Source organism: Bifidobacterium favimelis, assembly GCF_037963085.1.
Classification (GTDB): domain Bacteria; phylum Actinomycetota; class Actinomycetes; order Actinomycetales; family Bifidobacteriaceae; genus Bombiscardovia; species Bombiscardovia favimelis.
The window spans coordinates 85,527-102,104 of record NZ_JBANDZ010000002.1 but is presented as its reverse complement, the minus strand read 5'-3'; the positions used below and the strand labels follow the sequence as shown (position 1 = coordinate 102,104).

The 16,578-nt window shown below is 64.2% G+C and carries 10 protein-coding genes; 2 read left to right on the top strand and 8 right to left on the bottom strand.

Annotated elements, in window-relative coordinates:
• The first annotated feature begins 413 nt into the window (after positions 1-413).
• Together V6584_RS06785 and V6584_RS06780 are read left to right on the top strand one after the other, a co-directional pair.
• The gene (locus V6584_RS06785) at positions 414-2,915 is read left to right on the top strand and encodes a glycoside hydrolase family 94 protein (protein ID WP_340469914.1); all 2,502 of its coding nucleotides are present in this window, start codon (positions 414-416) and stop codon (positions 2,913-2,915) included.
• 176 nt (positions 2,916-3,091) lie between these two features.
• Positions 3,092-3,931, top strand: a complete 840-nt coding sequence (locus V6584_RS06780) for an alpha/beta hydrolase (RefSeq protein WP_340469915.1) — start codon at positions 3,092-3,094, stop codon at positions 3,929-3,931.
• A 143-nt stretch (positions 3,932-4,074) separates the two neighbouring features.
• Here the strand turns inward: V6584_RS06780 and V6584_RS06775 are convergent, their stop codons facing one another.
• From V6584_RS06775 to V6584_RS06740, 8 genes are all read right to left on the bottom strand, one after another.
• Positions 4,075-5,784 carry an extracellular solute-binding protein gene (locus tag V6584_RS06775; protein WP_404802641.1) on the bottom strand — a complete coding sequence of 570 codons (1,710 nt, stop codon included), beginning with the start codon at positions 5,782-5,784 and terminating at the stop codon, positions 4,075-4,077.
• A 271-nt stretch (positions 5,785-6,055) separates the two neighbouring features.
• Entirely contained in the window at positions 6,056-7,099 is a 1,044-nt protein-coding gene (locus V6584_RS06770) for a LacI family DNA-binding transcriptional regulator (RefSeq protein WP_340469917.1), read from the bottom strand.
• A 39-nt stretch (positions 7,100-7,138) separates the two neighbouring features.
• A complete protein-coding gene (locus V6584_RS06765) occupies positions 7,139-9,208 on the bottom strand; it encodes a beta-galactosidase (RefSeq protein ID WP_340469919.1) in 2,070 nt (689 codons plus the stop codon).
• 90 nt (positions 9,209-9,298) lie between these two features.
• Positions 9,299-10,801, bottom strand: coding sequence for a glycoside hydrolase family 43 protein (locus tag V6584_RS06760; RefSeq protein WP_340469920.1), 1,503 nt, complete (start codon positions 10,799-10,801; stop codon positions 9,299-9,301).
• Entirely contained in the window at positions 10,798-11,895 is a 1,098-nt protein-coding gene (locus V6584_RS06755; RefSeq protein ID WP_340469921.1) for a glycoside hydrolase family 5 protein, read from the bottom strand. The genes V6584_RS06760 and V6584_RS06755 overlap by 4 nt, the downstream gene beginning before the upstream one ends.
• A 173-nt stretch (positions 11,896-12,068) precedes the next feature.
• Entirely contained in the window at positions 12,069-14,096 is a 2,028-nt protein-coding gene (gene yicI, locus V6584_RS06750; RefSeq protein WP_340469923.1) for an alpha-xylosidase, read from the bottom strand.
• Positions 14,097-14,218: 122 nt separating this feature from the next.
• Positions 14,219-15,742 (bottom strand): alpha-L-fucosidase, encoded by a 1,524-nt coding sequence (locus V6584_RS06745; RefSeq protein WP_340469924.1) that lies wholly within the window; start codon positions 15,740-15,742, stop codon positions 14,219-14,221.
• The gene (locus tag V6584_RS06740) at positions 15,732-16,406 is read right to left on the bottom strand and encodes an SGNH/GDSL hydrolase family protein (protein ID WP_340469925.1); all 675 of its coding nucleotides are present in this window, start codon (positions 16,404-16,406) and stop codon (positions 15,732-15,734) included. The genes V6584_RS06745 and V6584_RS06740 overlap by 11 nt, the downstream gene beginning before the upstream one ends.
• Positions 16,407-16,578 lie beyond the last annotated feature (172 nt).

Below are 16,578 nucleotides of genomic sequence, written 5' to 3'. Positions count from 1 at the left end.
ACCCCCTCTTGCGACGCACGGTAGTGAGGGCCTTTCGGCCCAGGCCATCGCCGCCCCTGCCCTGCGAATCTCCACCGTGGCTGTTGCCGGCCCGCCGACCTGCCCGACCCGGTAGGACCCGGCCCCTGCGATGCCGCTCGATTCCACTCATTATAGGAAATCCGCACACGCTTATCTATAGGATTATTAATTAATGCTATCATCTTAGTCAAACGATAATACAAACGCGGGTCGTTTGCCGTCGCAGTTCTTCCCGGTGCAGGGGACATGCTCCGGTGGCTGCTCCGATCAGGCTCCGCCGCCTTCGTCGAAGGCAGCACCTCCCAGGGCAGGCGGGAGGGGCTCCAGGCGGCCCGTCCTCCCGGCCCTGCCTGAACAGGGCCCGCCGAGGAAGCATCGATGAGAGGGAAAACATGCAATACGGTCACTTTGACGACACGGCCAGGGAATATGTCATCGACACCCCCGCCACCCCGTTGCCCTGGATCAACTACCTGGGCAATCAGGACTTCTTCTCTCTCATCTCGAACACAGGAGGCGGCTACTCCTTCTACAAGGACGCCAAACTCCAGAGGATCACGCGATACCGCTACAACGGGGTGCCTTCCGACAACGGGAGCCGGAACTACTACCTGAGCCTGATGGACCCCGACCACCCTGCAGCCGCCCCCCTGGCCACCTGGTCGCCCACCTTCCTCCCGGCCAGGACCCCCCTGGACCATTACCGGTGCCGGCAGGGCACCGGATACACCATCTTCGAGTCCTCCTGCAGGGGCATCGACACGGTCATGACCGCATTTGTCCCCGTGGATGCCGATGCGGAGATCAACCGGCTGAAAATCAGGAACACCACCGATTCACCCGTCCTCCTGGACGTGACCGGTTGCGTGGAGTGGTGCCTGTGGAACGCGGTTGATGATGCCAGCAACTTCCAGCGCAACCTGTCCACGGGCGAAGTCGAGGTGGAGGAGGCGGAGAAAGCCACCATCCTCTACCACAAGACCGAGTACAAGGAGCGCCGCAACCACTACGCCTTCTTCGGGGTCAACAGGCCCACCATCGGGTTCGACACCAGCAGGGACGAGTTCCTGGGCAGGTTCAACGGGTGGGACACCCCGCAGGTCATCACCGAGGGCAGGGCCCGCGACTCCGTGGCCCATGGCTGGTCCCCTATTGCGGCCAACCGCGTCAGGCTGGAGCTGGCCCCCGGCCAGGAGGAGAGCCTGGTCTTCGTCCTGGGTTACGTCCAGCTGCCCAAGGCCGACAAGTGGGAGGATCCCGATGACCCCTCCAAGGTGGGCATCATCAACAAAAAGCCGGCGCATGCCCTCTTCGGGCGCTTCGTCGACGACGCCGAGGTGGACCAGGCCTTCCGGGAGCTGAAGGACTACTGGGCCGGCCTCCTGGGCCGGTTCACCCTGGACAGCGGCGATCCCCGCCTGGACCGGATGGTCAACATCTGGCACCAGTACCAGTGCATGGTCACCTTCAACCTCTCCAGGTCGGCCTCCTACTTCGAGTCGGGCACGGGCAGGGGCATGGGCTTCCGCGACTCCAACCAGGACCTCCTCGGCTTCGTCCACCTGATTCCCGGCCGGGCCCGCGAGCGCATCATCGACATAGCCTCCACCCAACTGGAGGACGGTTCCGCATGGCACCAGTACCAGCCCCTGACCAAGAAGGGCAACGCCGACATAGGCGGCGGCTTCAACGACGACCCCCTGTGGCTGGTGGCCGGGACCTACGCCTACCTGGCGGAGACCGGTGACCGGTCCATACTCGACCAGCCGGTCCCCTTCAACAACGTGGAGGGGACCGAAGTCCCCCTCCTGGAGCATCTGCGACGGTCCGTCAACTTCACCATGACCCACCTGGGCCCCCATGACCTCCCCCTGATCGGGAGGGCCGACTGGAACGACTGCCTGGACCTCAACTGCTTCTCAGACACCCCGGGCGAAAGCTTCCAGACCATCGAGAACAACGACACGGGGGTGGCCGAATCGATCTTCATCGGGGGGATGTTCGTCCTCTATGCCGGCCAATACGCCGACATACTCGACCGCTGCGGCACAGCCTGCGGGATGGACGAGAGCGCCGTGGCCCAGGAGGTAGCTTCGGTCCGGCAGGCCATCGACCGGATGACCCAGGCAGTGGAGGGGGCCGGCTGGGACGGCCGGTGGTTCCTGCGGGCCTACGATGCCTACTCCCGGCCGGTCGGCTCCCACAGCGACACCGAGGGGCAGATCTACATAGAACCCCAGGGGATGTGCGTCATGGCCGGCATCGGCCTGGAGGACGGCAAGGCCCGCCAGGCCTTGGACTCGGTCAAAGAGCGGCTGACGACCTCCTGGGGCACGGCCATCCTGGCCCCCGCCTACTCCACTTACCGAATCGAACTGGGTGAAATCTCCTCCTACCCCAGGGGATACAAGGAGAACGGGGGGATTTTCTGCCACATCAACCCGTGGATCTCCATAGCCAACGCCATGACCGGCGACGACGAGGAGGCCTTCGCCGTCTACCGGCGCACCTGCCCGGCCTACCTGGAAGACAGGTCCGACATCCGCAAGGTGGAACCATACGTCTACTGCCAGATGGTTGCCGGGCCCGAATCCCCCACACCTGGGGAGGGCAAGAACTCCTGGCTGACCGGCACGGCCGCCTGGTCCTTCGTGGACGTATCACAGTACCTGCTGGGCATCAGGCCCACGCTTGACGGACTGGCCATCGAACCCCACCTACCCGCCCAGTTCACCGATCTGACCGTCACCAGGGCCTGGAGGGGGGTCACCTACCGGATCTCCATGAAGCGGACCGGGCGGCGTTCGGTCAGCCTGGGAGAACGGGAGATGGAGGGCGGGGTGGTCCCCGCCCAGACCGGCAGCGACCAGGTGGACGTGAACGTGACCTTCTGAGGGTACGGGAGGCGGCCCGTCGCCTACAATGAATCGCAGCCGGAACCAGGGAAGGAAGCAGGCGGATCCCGGACGGGGAGGGCCGGACGGGCCGGCACCCCGGCACAGGTCATCCCTGCATACACGGACGGAAACCGCTGGCGGACGGCCACAACAATCGAGGAGGATGGAAGCAAATGCAGTATTTCGAGCAGGAGATAGAGGGAATCGACGGCAGCCACGCCAAGTTCGTCGGCTACAGCCTGGACAACAGTGAGGAGGTCCTGCCGGACAGGGTCCGCCCGGCCGTCCTCATCATCCCCGGCGGCGGCTATGAGATGACATCGGACAGGGAGGCAGAGCCCATAGCCGTCCAATTCCTGGCGGCCGGCTGCCAGGCCTTCATCCTGCGATACTCCTGCTGGCCCTCCATCTACCCGACCGCCCTGATCGAGGCAGCCGAGGCCATGAAGCGGATACGGGAGCACGCGGACCAGTGGCACGTGGATCCCAAGGCCATCAGCATCATGGGCTTCTCGGCCGGCGGCCACCTGGCGGCCAACCTGGCCACAACGGCCGGGGACGGGGACATCAAGGCCCACGGTTACGACCCCGATGCGGTCCGTCCCAACGGCCTCATGCTGGGCTACCCGGTCATCACCTCCGGACCGCTCTCCCACCGTGGCAGCATCGACCATCTCCTGGGTGACAGGAAGGACGACCCGGCCGCCCTCGAGGAGGTCTCCATCGAAAAGCACATCGATTCCAAGACCCCGCCCGTCTTCGTCTGGCACACGATGGAAGACGGCCTGGTACCCCCGGAAAACACCCTGATGCTGGTCCAGGCATGCAAGCAGGCCGGGGTCGGCGTGGAGGCCCACCTCTTCCCCACCGGCGGCCACGGCCTGGGCCTGGGCAACGAGGAGACCGCCTGGCAGGGGACCAACGGAATCGAACCCTGCGTGCAGGTCTGGCCCCGCCTGGCCGCCGCCTGGATCAAGCGGACCTTCGGCGGGAAGGAAGAACAGGCCGCCTGAGTTCCACCCCGCCGCCGGGGCGGACTGCCGGAGCCGCCCATGAAAAGCGGCCTCCTGGCAGGGGCTGATACCCATATGGATGCCCGCCCCTGCTCCGAAGCCACCGTCGTCGTCCCCTCTTGCCAAGGCCACTTACGAGGCGCTCACTTTCGGTCTGCGTACTGCTTTTCAATGGCCTTGCGCGCCTTGAAGAGGCTCTTGGTATTATCCATATCCACCTGATAGACCTTCTGGAAACCCAGTCCTTCCACGTTCTTGACCATGGTGGACCATACCGAGTCGAATCCATCGTCATCCTTGGCGAAGACGGCCTGCCAGCAAGCGTTGACCACGGCGGTCTTGACCTGCCCACGGGTTGTGGAAATGACGGAGGACTCCTTGGGGGTGGAGTAACTGGCCCCCGGAATCACTGCCAGCTTGCCGGACTTTGCCAGGTACTCCATCGTGGTCCGGGCGCCGCCCATATGCGCCTGCCAGTCCCGGTCCAAGGCCGTGGTCCGCTTGTCCAGCTCGGAATCCCACATCTGATAGTTGTAGGGGACCTTGGTGGAGGGGTCGGTCCCCTTGTTGAGGACCGTGTTGACGTTGAGCTGGGAGGCTCCGTCAGAATAGCCACCGCCTCCGTACTCCCCAGGAACATTCACCTTCTCGCCTGCGAGGGCCTTGACGCCGAAATCGGTCAGAACGGGTCTGCCCCCTTCAACCTTCCATGTCAGCCCCTTGAGACCGGCCGCCCCGTTGGTCTGCGAGCCTGAAGCCTGAATCCCTTCAGGCGAGTAGAGCCAGTCTATGAACCTGACAAGACGGGCCTTGTTCTTCGCCTTGCCCCCCACCCCGATGAAGGTGGATGTCCCGTTGGGTTGAGCCCCCTTGGAGGCGATCTTCATGTCGTCTATGGACAGCATCATGAAGCCCTTCCCCTCCTTCCTGTGGGTCTCGGTGTTGTAGGCCGCCTGCCCCAACCAGGGCCAGAAGGAGAAGAGGATCTTGCCCTGCTGATACTTGGAGAACATGGTGTCGTAGTTCTGTGTGGTGGAGTCCGGATCGACCAGGCCCATCCTCTGGGCCTTGTTGAAGAATTTCAGGGCCCTGACGTACACCCCGTCCGGCGAGATGAGGGACTGGGCGTCAGAACCGTCGGCATTACTCATCACATATCCCGTCCCCTCGGCATATCCGTAGAAAGCGGGCAACTGGAAGCCGTTCTGCATGGCCTGGTCGTCCCAGTCCTTGAAGAGGCTGAGCGCGTATACGTCGCTGCGGCCGGTATCCTGACGCGCCCTGTCCTGCATCTTCTTCAGAACGGGCAGGAGATCCTCGAGAGTGGAGACACGGGGGTATCCGACCTCCTTGTAATAGTCCCAGCGGACGAAGGGTCCGAAAGTGGGCTCCACCCCCTCGCTGGGCTCTGTCGGTGAAAGGTCAGACACGGAGATGGGAATCCCCCAGATCCCATCCTTGCGGCCCACGTCACCCTTGAGCTGGTCGATGGCCCCCTGATAGGCCTTGAGGTGCGTGGCCCCCTTCATGTATGGGGTCAAATCTGCAACCAGGCCGGCCTTGACAACCTTCCGGGCCTGACCGTCGTTGGATCCGATTACCACCAGATCACCTAGATTCCCGGCGGCCGAACGGGTGTCGAAGAGGGTGTTGCCCCCGCCAGCTACGTTCGGAGCCACGATGTTGAGAGTGATGTTGAACTTGTCCTTGACCAGCTTGGCGAACCAGCCCTTCTGCCTGCCCTGGTAGTTGGCCAGCTGGTCGAATACCTCTACCGTCATCGGTGAACCGTCATCGGCCTCCTCGGCCTTCCGGCCACCGCCCGATCCGCAGGCCCCCAGGGTAAGTGACATGGACAAGGCGGAAAGAACGGCCACCGGCCTGATCCACACCGCCAGCTTCCTTGCCTTCTGTGCGTGCATATCTACCTCGCTTTCGTCCCGGGCCCGCAACCCGTGAGGGCCCTGAAGCGCTCTCGCGGCAACGGCGCCCGTCGGGGCCAGTCCCACTGCCGTGTGGGAGTCCCGAAGGATGCGGGCGGACCCGGCACGCCTTATGACCTGGCACCGTCACCCTGCTTGAACGTATCGCCCAGCCTAGCGGGGGTGGATTCTGCCGGAAGAATCATTTCGATGGATTTCGACAGACACCCGCCCGATGGGGTCGTCTGACGGATCCCCTATCCAGGTAGGTGACGGGGATGAGCTCCTTGGTCCCCCTGCCGGGCCTGGACCTCTTTCCCTCCGCCATTTCGACAAGGATGTCGACGGCCCGGGCACAGGCCGCATAGGGCCGCAGGGGAATTTCATCCAAGGGCGGGTCCAGCACGGCCCCCTTCCCGAAAGAACCCAGCTGGATGACCGACATCCCAGCCCCGACCGGTCGGCCAGCCGCAGCCAGGGCGCGTTCCAGATTGAACATATCCATGGGGCCAACCTGGCCGAGGACAGCGGAAATCCCAGGGTCGGCGGCCAAGGCGCGGCCTACCAGACGGCCCATGGGACCGGCCCCCTCGCCGGAGAGGTATTCCTCGGTTACCGCCATACGGGCCAGGGCGGCCGATGAGCGCACCGAAGCCCTGGTACGCACCAGGAAATTGACCCCCTCCTCGTAGGCGGCAGGGTTCGCCCCGAGGAAGAGGACATGGGTGTGGCCTGCCCCGGCCAAGTGCCGGATAGCCAGACGTCCCATCTGCTCAAAGTCCAGGTCCACTGCGTAGATTCCGTCCAGACGATCCGGGCAGCCGATCGAGACCATTGGGACACGGGAGCCGACGGCCGCACGAATACGGGGGTCATCCACGGTCACATCCATCAGGAGGACCCCATCGACCTGGCCTGAGTCCGACAGCCCCACCAGCTCCTCGGCGGTCCCCTGGCCCATGAGGACCATGAGGTCGTACCCACGCAGGTGGGAGCGCCTGGCAACTCCGAAGAAGAAGGGGGACCAGTCTCCGTAGGCGGTCCCTTCATCCATGGGTGAGCTCAGGGCGATGACACCGGTCCGGGCCTGCCGACCGCCCGATCTGGGGATGTAGCCCAGGTCGCGGGCGGCCTGCATGACCCTGGTTCTGGTCCGGGCGCTGACCGACCGCTTCCCGCTCATCACATAAGAGACGGTGCTGATGGACACGCCGGCACGGGCGGCCACCTCCTTGATGCCAGCCATCACACAGGCCCTGCTGACGCTTGTCCCCGACTGGCCCGGTCAGGCCAGCCGGACCACGGCCACACCATAGGGTTCCATGGACAGCGGGCCGTTCATGGTCCCCCCGGTCAGGAGGTCCTCTCCCCCCTTCAGGATGGGGAGGTCGACGGACCGGGTGGAGGGTGCCGAATTGATCACGAAGGCGTATCTGGTGCCGTCGTCCGCCTGGCGGATGGACAGGCTTACGTCCTGTGGGGTGTCGAAGGTCTCCACGTCCAGATCGTCCAGGATGGGGTCCATGAAGGCCTCCATGCCGGACTCGTCCAGGGGGGTGCCGACGAAGTATGCCCTCCCCCGCCCGAACCGGTTGACGGTCAGGGCCGTGCTGCCCGCATAGAAACCCTCTCCCCCGTATGAAGCCAGACTCTCGGCCCCCTCGCAGCGGATCAGGCTGGCCACGATCTGTCCGGCCGGCCGGGACCCGTCATCCCTGCCGGACAGCCCCTGACCGGATCCGCCTGTCAGCCCTTCCACCGGTATGGTCTCGTCTGGAGCCAGGGCGTCGATCTCTTCCACCCAGACCCCTGTCAGTTTTCTCAGGGCCCCCGGGTACCCTCCCGGGACGACAAGGTCGTTTTCGTCGTGGATGCCCGCCATGTAGCCGGTGATGAAGGTCCCCCCATCGGCCACGTAGGATTCCAGACGTTCCGCCACACCGGGAAGGACTGAGATCAGGGCCGGTGCCAGCACCAGGTCGTAAGCCTTGAGGGTCTCGGCGGAAGCCGTGCTGGGTATGAAGTCCACGGCCACGTTGCGCCGGAAGAGGGGGCGGTAGAAGCGATGGACCTCCTGGGGGTAGGAGAAGCCCGCGGTGGGACCCACGCAACCTTCCAGGGACCAGTAGCTCTGCCAGTCGAACATGATGGCCACCCTGGACACCACCCTGCTGCCCATCAGGCGGGGACCCACCCGGTCCAACTCGGCCCCCAGGGCGGCGGTTTCCCTGAAGACCCGTGATTCCTCGCTCCCGCTGTGGTCGATGACGGCCCCATGGAAGCGCTCGCAGCCCCCCAAGGACTGTTTCATCTGGAAGAACTGGACCGTGTCCGCCCCATGGGCCACGGCCTGCCAGCTGAGCTTGCGGACCTCACCTGGCCGCTTGACCTTGCAGAAGGGGAACCAGTTCTGCTGGTTGGGGGTCTGCTCCATGAGCATGAAGGGGCGGCCGCCGCCCACCCCACGCATGAGGTCGTGCGACATGGCGGTGAAGCTGGCGGGTGTGTCCATGCCCGGGTAGTTGTCCCAGCTGACCAGGTCCATCTGCTTGGCCCACTCGAAGTAGTCCAGGTCCTTGAAGGTCCCCATGAGGTTGGTGGTGATCGGAGTGATCCCGTCATGGAGACGGATGGCGTCGCGTTCGTTGGTGAAGCAGGACAGCTGAGCCTGCTCCTGGAAGCGCCTGTAGTCCATCTGCAGGCCCGAGAGCACGCACTTGTTCTCTCCTATCCCATCCCCGTAAGCCACCGGGGGGACCACATCCTCCCAGTCATGGATGGTATGGCTCCAGAAGTTGGCACACCAGGCCCTGTTGAGGGAGTCCACCGTACCGTACTTCCTGCGCAGCCAGGTACGGAAGGCTGCGGCGCAGCTCTGGCAGTAACACAGGCCGCCGCCACCGCCGTATTCGTTGCCCACGTGCCATGCCACCAGGCCGGGAGTTCCTGCGTAGCGGCTGGCCAGGCGTCCGGCGAGCGCACCGGAAGCCCTGCGGAAGTAGTCCGAGGTGGGGCAGAAGTTGTGACGGCCCCCGAAGACGTGCCGCCTTCCCTCCTGGTCGGTCCGGATCACCTCAGGGTGGTTCCGGACCATCCATGCGGGCAGGGCGGCGGTACCCGTCGCCATGACGATGTTGAAGTGATGCCTGACCAGTAGGGCCACGATCCGGTCCAGGACGGAGAAGTCGTACCTGTCCTCGCCCGGCTGGAGGAGGGCCCAGGAGAAGACGTTGATGGTGGCCTCGTTGATATGGGCGTCCTCCAACATCTCGACGTCATGCTCCCAGGTGTCCTCCGGCCACTGCTCCGGGTTCCAATCACCTCCGAAAAGGAAGCTGCTGAATGCGGGTTTCATGCTCCATCTCCTTCCGCCCGCCTGCCGGGCCCCCTGCGGGGCCTGCGGCGGCCGGCACCTCTTGTCGTACGAATGAATGTCTGCGGGGGGTCAGGCCCGATAGGCCACCCGGTCAAAGGTGACCAGGCCGGCCCCATGGGCATAGACCCCAAGGAGGATCCCCGTGAAGCCGCCTGCGTTGGTGAAACTGAGGACCTTGCCCGGGGCCCGGCCCAGGTCGTGGTCCCCATCAGGCCCCGAGGCGTGGAAGGCATAACCCGACTCATCGCCCCTCAGGCCCAGGTGTACCGGGCCACCGGCCGACAGGTCGGCTGCCCCCACCAGGCTGACAAGCCCGGCGTTGTGAACCCGGGCCTCCACCCGTACGCGGCCCCCCTCGGCCGGGCTCAGGCCCAGGTCCATATAGTGGTCGGCGTTTGCATAGACGGCCAGGCCGGCCTTCCCTTCCTCCAGCTGGGCCGGGTGGGGCAGGGTGGCCTCGAAGGTGCAGCGGAAGTCGGTCTGCCGGGTCCCGATCAGGGGGGCGCCCTGGTCCAGGCCGAAGTCGTGGCCGGCGGCCTCCACCCGGATGGTCGCCAGGGCCGGGTCTGCGGACCTGGTCACCGTGAATCTGCCCGCCCTGTCGATGGAGGGGGTGATCCAGGCCACCTGGTCCTCCAGGGCCCTTCCCTCCCCAAGGAGGGGGGTGTCGTAGGACTGGTCGGCCAGGGTCGGCCAACCCTCCTTCCAGTCGAACCAGACCGCATAGGACTCACGCCCCAGCCAGCCCTGTGCCGGGTAATCCCCGTTGTTGCGAGTCCCGTGGAAGACCATGAGGGTGCGGTCGTCGTCGAATCCGGCGCAGTCGCAGTGGCCGATGGCCTGAAGGGTCAGATGGGTGCTCCGGTTGGTGATCAGCGGGTTGCCCGGACACATCTCATAGGGGCCTGTGGGCCAGGCCGACCGGGCCATGTTCTCCATGTGGCCGGCCTCGGTGCCCCCCTCCGCCCACATCAGGTAGTAAAGGCCGTCCCTCTTGTACATATGGGGGCCTTCGGGGTTGGCTCCCGTGATCCCCCCGCAGATTCTCTCCCGACCGGAAAGGACGGTGCCTGTGGCCACATCCAACCGGGCCAGGTATATGCCCGGGGTCTCCCTGCGGCCGTCCGCGTCGACCTGGTCGCTCTCGTTGCCACAGATGTAGACGGTGCCGTCGTCGTCGAAGAGAAGGGTGGGATCGATGCCTGGCCACCCCTTGACCCAGACCGGATCGGACCAGCCCTGATGGGGGTCCGGGGTGGTCAGGATCATCGTCCCCGCGTTGACATTGGTGACGATCAGATAGTAAAGGCCGTCATGCCAGCGCAGAGTCGGCGCGTACAGGCCCTGGCTGTTGCCCATGGTCTCGTAGATGAACTGAGAGGGCCGGTCCATGGCATCCCCGATCTGGGTCCAGTGCTCCCCGTCCGGGCTTTCGAAGACGGGCAGACCGGGGAAGTACTCGAAGGAGCTGTTGACCAGAAGATAGGTCCCCGACGGGGTCCGGCAGATGGTGGGGTCGGGGTGGAAGCCGGAGGCGATCCGCCTGGCTGGTTTGCAGTTGAACAGGGTCATCCCTCATCCCCCTCTTGCCGGCACTCCGCCCCGGCCTGGGCGAAGAGGGCGGCCATGTCTGGATCGAAAAAGCGGCCGGTCGCCCGGTCGAGGAAGCACATCTCCTTGGTGGAGGTGTCCCAGAGGACCGGGCAGGACCCGTTCTCCCGGCAGCAACGGAGAACGGTCGAGAGCCACTTGAGATTGCTTTCATGGTCCTTGCCGTCCACGGCCTCGGTCAACAGGCCGTACTCACCTATGATCACCGGAACGCCCGCATCGATGAAACGACGCCGCTGGGTGGCGAAATCGGCTTCGACCGCCTTCACGTCCGCCTCATCGCCCCACACCTGGCGTGGCTTGCACCAGGTGGTGTCATGCGTGGCCAGGACGAAATCGGACGGGGAGTAATAGTGTATGGAAACGATCAGGCGGTCCGGAAGGCTGTCATGCGGAAGTCGGTAGCGGGGGTCACAGGTCATGGCCGTGTCTGTGTTGTACCCGGGGATCAGCAGGAAGCGGTCGGCATTGGACGAACCGCTGGCTCTGACCGTGTCGACGAAGATCTGGTTGAGTCTCTCCAGGAGGATGTAGGCCCGGTCCCTGTCGATCCCGTCAAAACCGATTTCGTTGCCCCCCTCCAGGATCAGGTCCTGGCCGTAGTCCTTGAAGGTGTCCGCAATCTCCCTCCAGAGGCCGGCGAACCTGCGGCAGACACCGTCCGGGTCCTGGTCGGCCTTGCGGATCCAGGGGAGGTCCCCCTCGCCCCCGTCGTGATGGACGTTGACGATGACCTTGAGCCCGGCCTCCAGGCTCCAGTCGACGGCCCGGCGGACGGCGTTCATCCAGATGGAATCCACATGGCCGTCACCGTCGATCCATTCCACCCAGGTGACGGGGATGCGGATGGTGTCGAAACCGGCCTGCTTGACCAGCCGGGCGCACCGGGGGGTGAAGGGTCGGTTCTGCCAGAGACCCTCCTGGTCCTCCGGCGTCCAGATCCGCCCCGCCTTCAAGGCACGGTCGTGCTCCCCCTGCAAGGGGAAGGCGTCGAATGTGTTGCCCAGGTTCCAACCCAGGCCCAACTGTCTGACGAATTCAAGGGCGGTCGTCATGAACCATCCGCTTCTTTCTGCCGATGAGGCTTGTCCGCTTGCATCTTCATCCAAAATACGGGCCCCTCCCGCAACCTGCCGGTCCAGGCGGGGTCCTCCCCGACATCAGGATGCCGGGCCCAGGAGGCCGGGCACCGGACGGCGCCCGGCCTCCATGGCCGTGCCACGTGGGGTCACACGTGGAGGGGATCGGTGCCGGGCCTGACCAGGACCGGCAGGGTGTGGTAGTCGTAGGTCTCCTGATACCAGCGGCCAGGCTCGTAGGCCTTCCCGGTCAGCATGTTGGACCAAGGCCGGCCACTGCCCTCGTCGGGCACGTAGAAGCGGGCCTCCCCGTCCTCACGGAAGACAGGGGCCACCAGGATGTCGTCGCCCAGCATGTACTGGGTGTCTATGTCCTCGCAGGCCGGGTCGCCGGGAAACTCCAGGACCATGGCCCTCATCATGGGGATGCCGGTCTCATGGGTCTCATGCGACATCTTGACCAGATAGGGGACCAGACGCTGCTTCAGCTTGGTGAATTCCCTCGCCACCTCGACCGCCTCGTCACCATAGAGCCAGGGGACCTTGTACTCGGTCGAGCCGTGGTAGCGGGAGTGGGAGGAGAGGAGGCCGAACTGGGTCCAGCGCTTGTAAAGGTCGGGAGTGGGCTTGTCTTCGAAGCCGGCGATGTCATGGCTCCAGTATCCGAACCCGCTCATGCCGAAGGACAGGCCGGCCCTCAGGCTCTCCGCCATCGAGGGGTAGTTGGAGGAGCAGTCCCCTCCCCAATGGACCGGATAGCACTGCCCGCCCACCGTGGCGGAACGGGCGAAGAGGATGGCCTGGTCGGCGCCTTTGACCTCGACAAGGAGGTCGTACACGGCCTTGTTGTACAGGAGGGTGTAGTAGTTGTGCATCTTGACCGGGTCGGAACCGTCGTGGTACACCACTCCCTCAGTGGGGATGCGCTCGCCGAAGTCGGTCTTGAAGCAGTCCACGCCCTGGTCGAGCAGGTGCCTGAGCTTGCCCTGGTACCAGGCGGTGGCCTCGGGGTTGGTGAAGTCGACGATGGCCATGCCGGCCTGCCACTTGTCCCACTGCCAGACCTGGCCGTCGGTCCGCTTGATGAAGTAGCCCTTCTCGGCCCCCTCCTCGAAGAGTTTGGATTTCTGCGCGATGTAGGGATTGATCCAGGCGCAGACCTTGAGGCCCTTCTTGTGCAGGCGGGCCAGCATCCCCTCGGGATCGGGGAAGGCCGGACGCTTCCATTCGAAATTGCACCACTCCAGGTCGTCCATCCAGCGGCAGTCGAAGTGGAAGACGGACAGGGGTATGTCCCTCTCGGCCATCCCGTCAACGAACTCGTTGACCGTCTTCTCGTCGTATTCGGTGGTGAAGGAGGTCGACAGCCACAGGCCGAAGCTCCAGTCCGGCACCAGGGGGGGCTTGCCGGTCAGGTCGGTGTAGGTGTTGAGGACCCCCTTGAGGTCCTCCCCCCCGATCACCGAGTAGGTCAGCTCCTGGCCGGGCACGGAAAACTGGACCTTGGAGACCCTGTCGGAACCGATTTCGAACTCCACCTTGTCGGTCGAGTCCACGAAGACCCCGTACCCCCGGTTGCTCATGTAGAAGGGGACGTTCTTGTAGGCCTGGGCCGTGCCGGTCCCGCCGTCCTGGTTCCAGATCGTCACGGTCTGGCCGTTCTTCACGAAGTTGGTGAACCGCTCCCCCAGGCCGTAGATCTTCTCGCCCACGCCCATGTCGAGTGATTCGACGATGTGGGGCCTGCCGCCGTCATCTGTGACCAGGGCCTTCCCCCTCCATGCCGACCTGGTCAGGGGGCGGCCATCGTATTCGTATTCGAAGTCGATGGAGTCTCCCTTGGCGATTTTCAGGGCCAGCTTCCCGCTGGTGAAGGTCCAACCACCGTCATCCTGCCTGATTTCGACCTGGGGATCGGTCCTGTTGAGGGCGAAACGTGGATCGTGGCTATGATCCTGACGGTAATTGATGATCCTCGTGGTGATGATGTCGGGGCGGGGGCTGGTCACCTCTATGGTGAGCAGGCCGCCGTCCAGGGTCATGCCGGGATTCCGTATCACCTGGAAGGGGGCGTAGAGGGTCAGCTTCTTGTCCTCGATGTCGGCGCTGTAGATATTGGCCGCGTATTTGACTTCATAGCCATCACGGACCAGCCATTCGCCATTGAGAAACTTCATCTTTCACTCCTTGTGTTCGCTTTTCCTGCCGAATGCCTGTTCCGTTCCCCCTCCGGGGCCTTCCAAACACCCGTTCAACCGCCGGCCGGGCCGCATCCAGGCCTGGCCGGCAAGGCACTTGCTTATTCCACTTCGATTTTGATGCCCAGGGGCAGGCCGGTGCCTGTGGATCCGACCCCTTCCTTCAGGCCGTCGACTTCCAGACCCCGGTCGGTGCACCGGTAGGGCACCGGCCCGACACCCAGCTCTTCCACCCCGCTGATGACACCATGGAAGGCCGACCCCTCATGGCCTTGGGGGGCGAAGGCCGTGAGCAGGGCGTGCCCCTTGGGGTCGGGGACCAGCTGGAAGGCATAGACCGACCCGGAGGCCGAGGTGTACCGGAAGTCCTGAGAAGTGAATGCCGATGCCTCCTGGTCCGAGAACCCGCCGTCCGCTGTGGTGGTCGGCCCCTCCTGCGCCACATGCCATGGCCTTGAGCCGTATATGCCCTCGCCGTTGACATCCATCCAGGCCCCTATGGATTCCAACATGCGGCGTTCCTCGGGATCGATGGTCCCATCGGCCCTGGGACCGACGTTGAGCATGAGGTTCCCGTTCTTGCTCACCGCATCCAGGAGGGCGGCCAGGATCTCAGGGACGCTCTTGTGATCCAGGGAGGTGGTGTTGCACCAGGAATTCCTGGCCACGGCCGTATCCGTCTGCCAGACGAAGGGCTTGGGCTGGGAGAACCCGCCGCGTTCCACGTCGACTATGCCGGCCCCCCAGGCCATCCCGTCGTTCTTGTAGCAGATCGCCGCCGGGCTTCCCCATTCGTCGGCCCGGTCATAGTAATAGGCGGCGAGACGCTTGATATAGGGTTTGAAGGCCTCGTGCTGGATCCACCAGTCGAAGTAGAGGAGTTCTGGGCGGTATGCGTCGATGAGCTCGCACACCCTGAGCAGCCAGTCCTCAAGGTACTCGTCGGTGGGATAGGGCTTGCTGAAGATATCCTGGTTGTCCGGTTCCGGCATGGCTGGCCAGTAGAAGTCTCCCCTGTGCATGGGTTCGCGCACATCACTGTCGAACTCACGCCCGTGCCCCATGAACCACCAGTGCTCGGCCCTGTGGTTGGAGAGGGCGAAATGCAGGCCGTGCTCCAAAGTGGCACGCCTCAGTTCACCGATCAGATCCCGGTGCGGCCCCATGTCGAAAGCGTTCCAGGTTGAGAGTTCGCTGCGGTACATCTGGAACCCGTCATGGTGCTCGGCCACCGGCATGTAGTAACGGGCGCCCGCCCTGCGGAAGAGGTCCAGCCACTCGTCCGGGTCGAAGCGCTCGGCCTTGAACATGGGGATGAAGTCCTTGTATCCGAACTCCTTCTGCGGCCCGTAGGTCTCCACATGGTGCTCGAACTCCGGGTACCCCTGGATGTACATGTTGCGGGAGTACCACTCATTGCGGTAGGCGGGGATGCTGTACAACCCCCAATGGGTGAAGATGCCGAATTTGGCGTCGGCGAACCAGGACGGAGGCTCCATCCGGCTCAACGAGGCCCAATCGGCCTTGAACTTCCCCCCGTCTATGGTCGCATCGATCCTGGAGAGGTCACCCGCCCCCTTCACTTCTTCGCGCAGCGGACGGCCGGTCTTTTCATCATTGAACATCGAATGTGGTCCTTTCCCATTCGAAACCTGTGCACTGCAGCCAGGTCCTCGCAACCAGCATGTGACCCTCGATGCCGGGATGGCAACGGTCCATGCTCAGTATGTAGCTGCTCTGCCTTTCCAGGAAATGGTCCATGGCGGACTGGACATCGACGTAGACGGCCCCGTGCCGATCGGCTACCCGCCTGGCTGCGGCGGCATACCTGTCGACCATGGCCCTCATGGGGTCCTGCCTGTTGGGTTCCATCATGAAGGGGCTCATGACGATCAGGCCCCTGACATGCGGGGCCGTGCGCTCCATCAGGTCATCGTAGGTACGTTCGAATTCGTCAAGGGAGACCAGGTCTGCCTGCCGGAAGGTCCCGTCGAAATGACGCCACACGTCATTGATGCCGATCATGACGGAAACATAATCGGGGTTCATGGCCAGCACGTCCCTGTCCCAGCGGGCCTCCATGAGCTTGATGTCGTCGCCGCTGACCCCCTCGTTCATGACCATGAGTTCCCTGTCCGGGTAGACCGCCGTCAGCAGGGCATGGATCAGGTTCACATAGCCGTCCCCGAAGGAGCCCCACCCGGCCGGGATGGCCTTGTAATCACGGTTCACATCGGTCACGGAATCCCCGCAGAAGACGATCCTGGAATTCTTCTCAAATGGGAGCATGGAACGCTCACACCTCTTTTTCTTGTCTGCCTTGTCTTGCCGGCCCCTCGGGACCGTCTTCACGTTTGCCGCCGGGGGCCGGGCCCGCATGGCCCGCCGGCATGGGAAGGGGAGCGTGACGGAGGGCGGCTGACCGCCCACCCGGCAACGCTCCCCACCGGTACCTGCCTGG

What these genes read in the sequence shown, in the direction of transcription:
- V6584_RS06785 (WP_340469914.1), top strand. Translation starts at nt 414, where the DNA reads ATGCAATACGGTCACTTTGACGACACGGCCAGGGAATATGTCATCGAC.
- V6584_RS06780 (WP_340469915.1), top strand. Translation starts at nt 3,092, where the DNA reads ATGCAGTATTTCGAGCAGGAGATAGAGGGAATCGACGGCAGCCACGCC.
- V6584_RS06775 (WP_404802641.1), bottom strand. Translation starts at nt 5,784, where the DNA reads ATGTCACTTACCCTGGGGGCCTGCGGATCGGGCGGTGGCCGGAAGGCC.
- V6584_RS06770 (WP_340469917.1), bottom strand. Translation starts at nt 7,099, where the DNA reads ATGGCTGGCATCAAGGAGGTGGCCGCCCGTGCCGGCGTGTCCATCAGC.
- V6584_RS06765 (WP_340469919.1), bottom strand. Translation starts at nt 9,208, where the DNA reads ATGAAACCCGCATTCAGCAGCTTCCTTTTCGGAGGTGATTGGAACCCG.
- V6584_RS06760 (WP_340469920.1), bottom strand. Translation starts at nt 10,801, where the DNA reads ATGACCCTGTTCAACTGCAAACCAGCCAGGCGGATCGCCTCCGGCTTC.
- V6584_RS06755 (WP_340469921.1), bottom strand. Translation starts at nt 11,895, where the DNA reads ATGACGACCGCCCTTGAATTCGTCAGACAGTTGGGCCTGGGTTGGAAC.
- yicI (WP_340469923.1), bottom strand. Translation starts at nt 14,096, where the DNA reads ATGAAGTTTCTCAATGGCGAATGGCTGGTCCGTGATGGCTATGAAGTC.
- V6584_RS06745 (WP_340469924.1), bottom strand. Translation starts at nt 15,742, where the DNA reads ATGTTCAATGATGAAAAGACCGGCCGTCCGCTGCGCGAAGAAGTGAAG.
- V6584_RS06740 (WP_340469925.1), bottom strand. Translation starts at nt 16,406, where the DNA reads ATGCTCCCATTTGAGAAGAATTCCAGGATCGTCTTCTGCGGGGATTCC.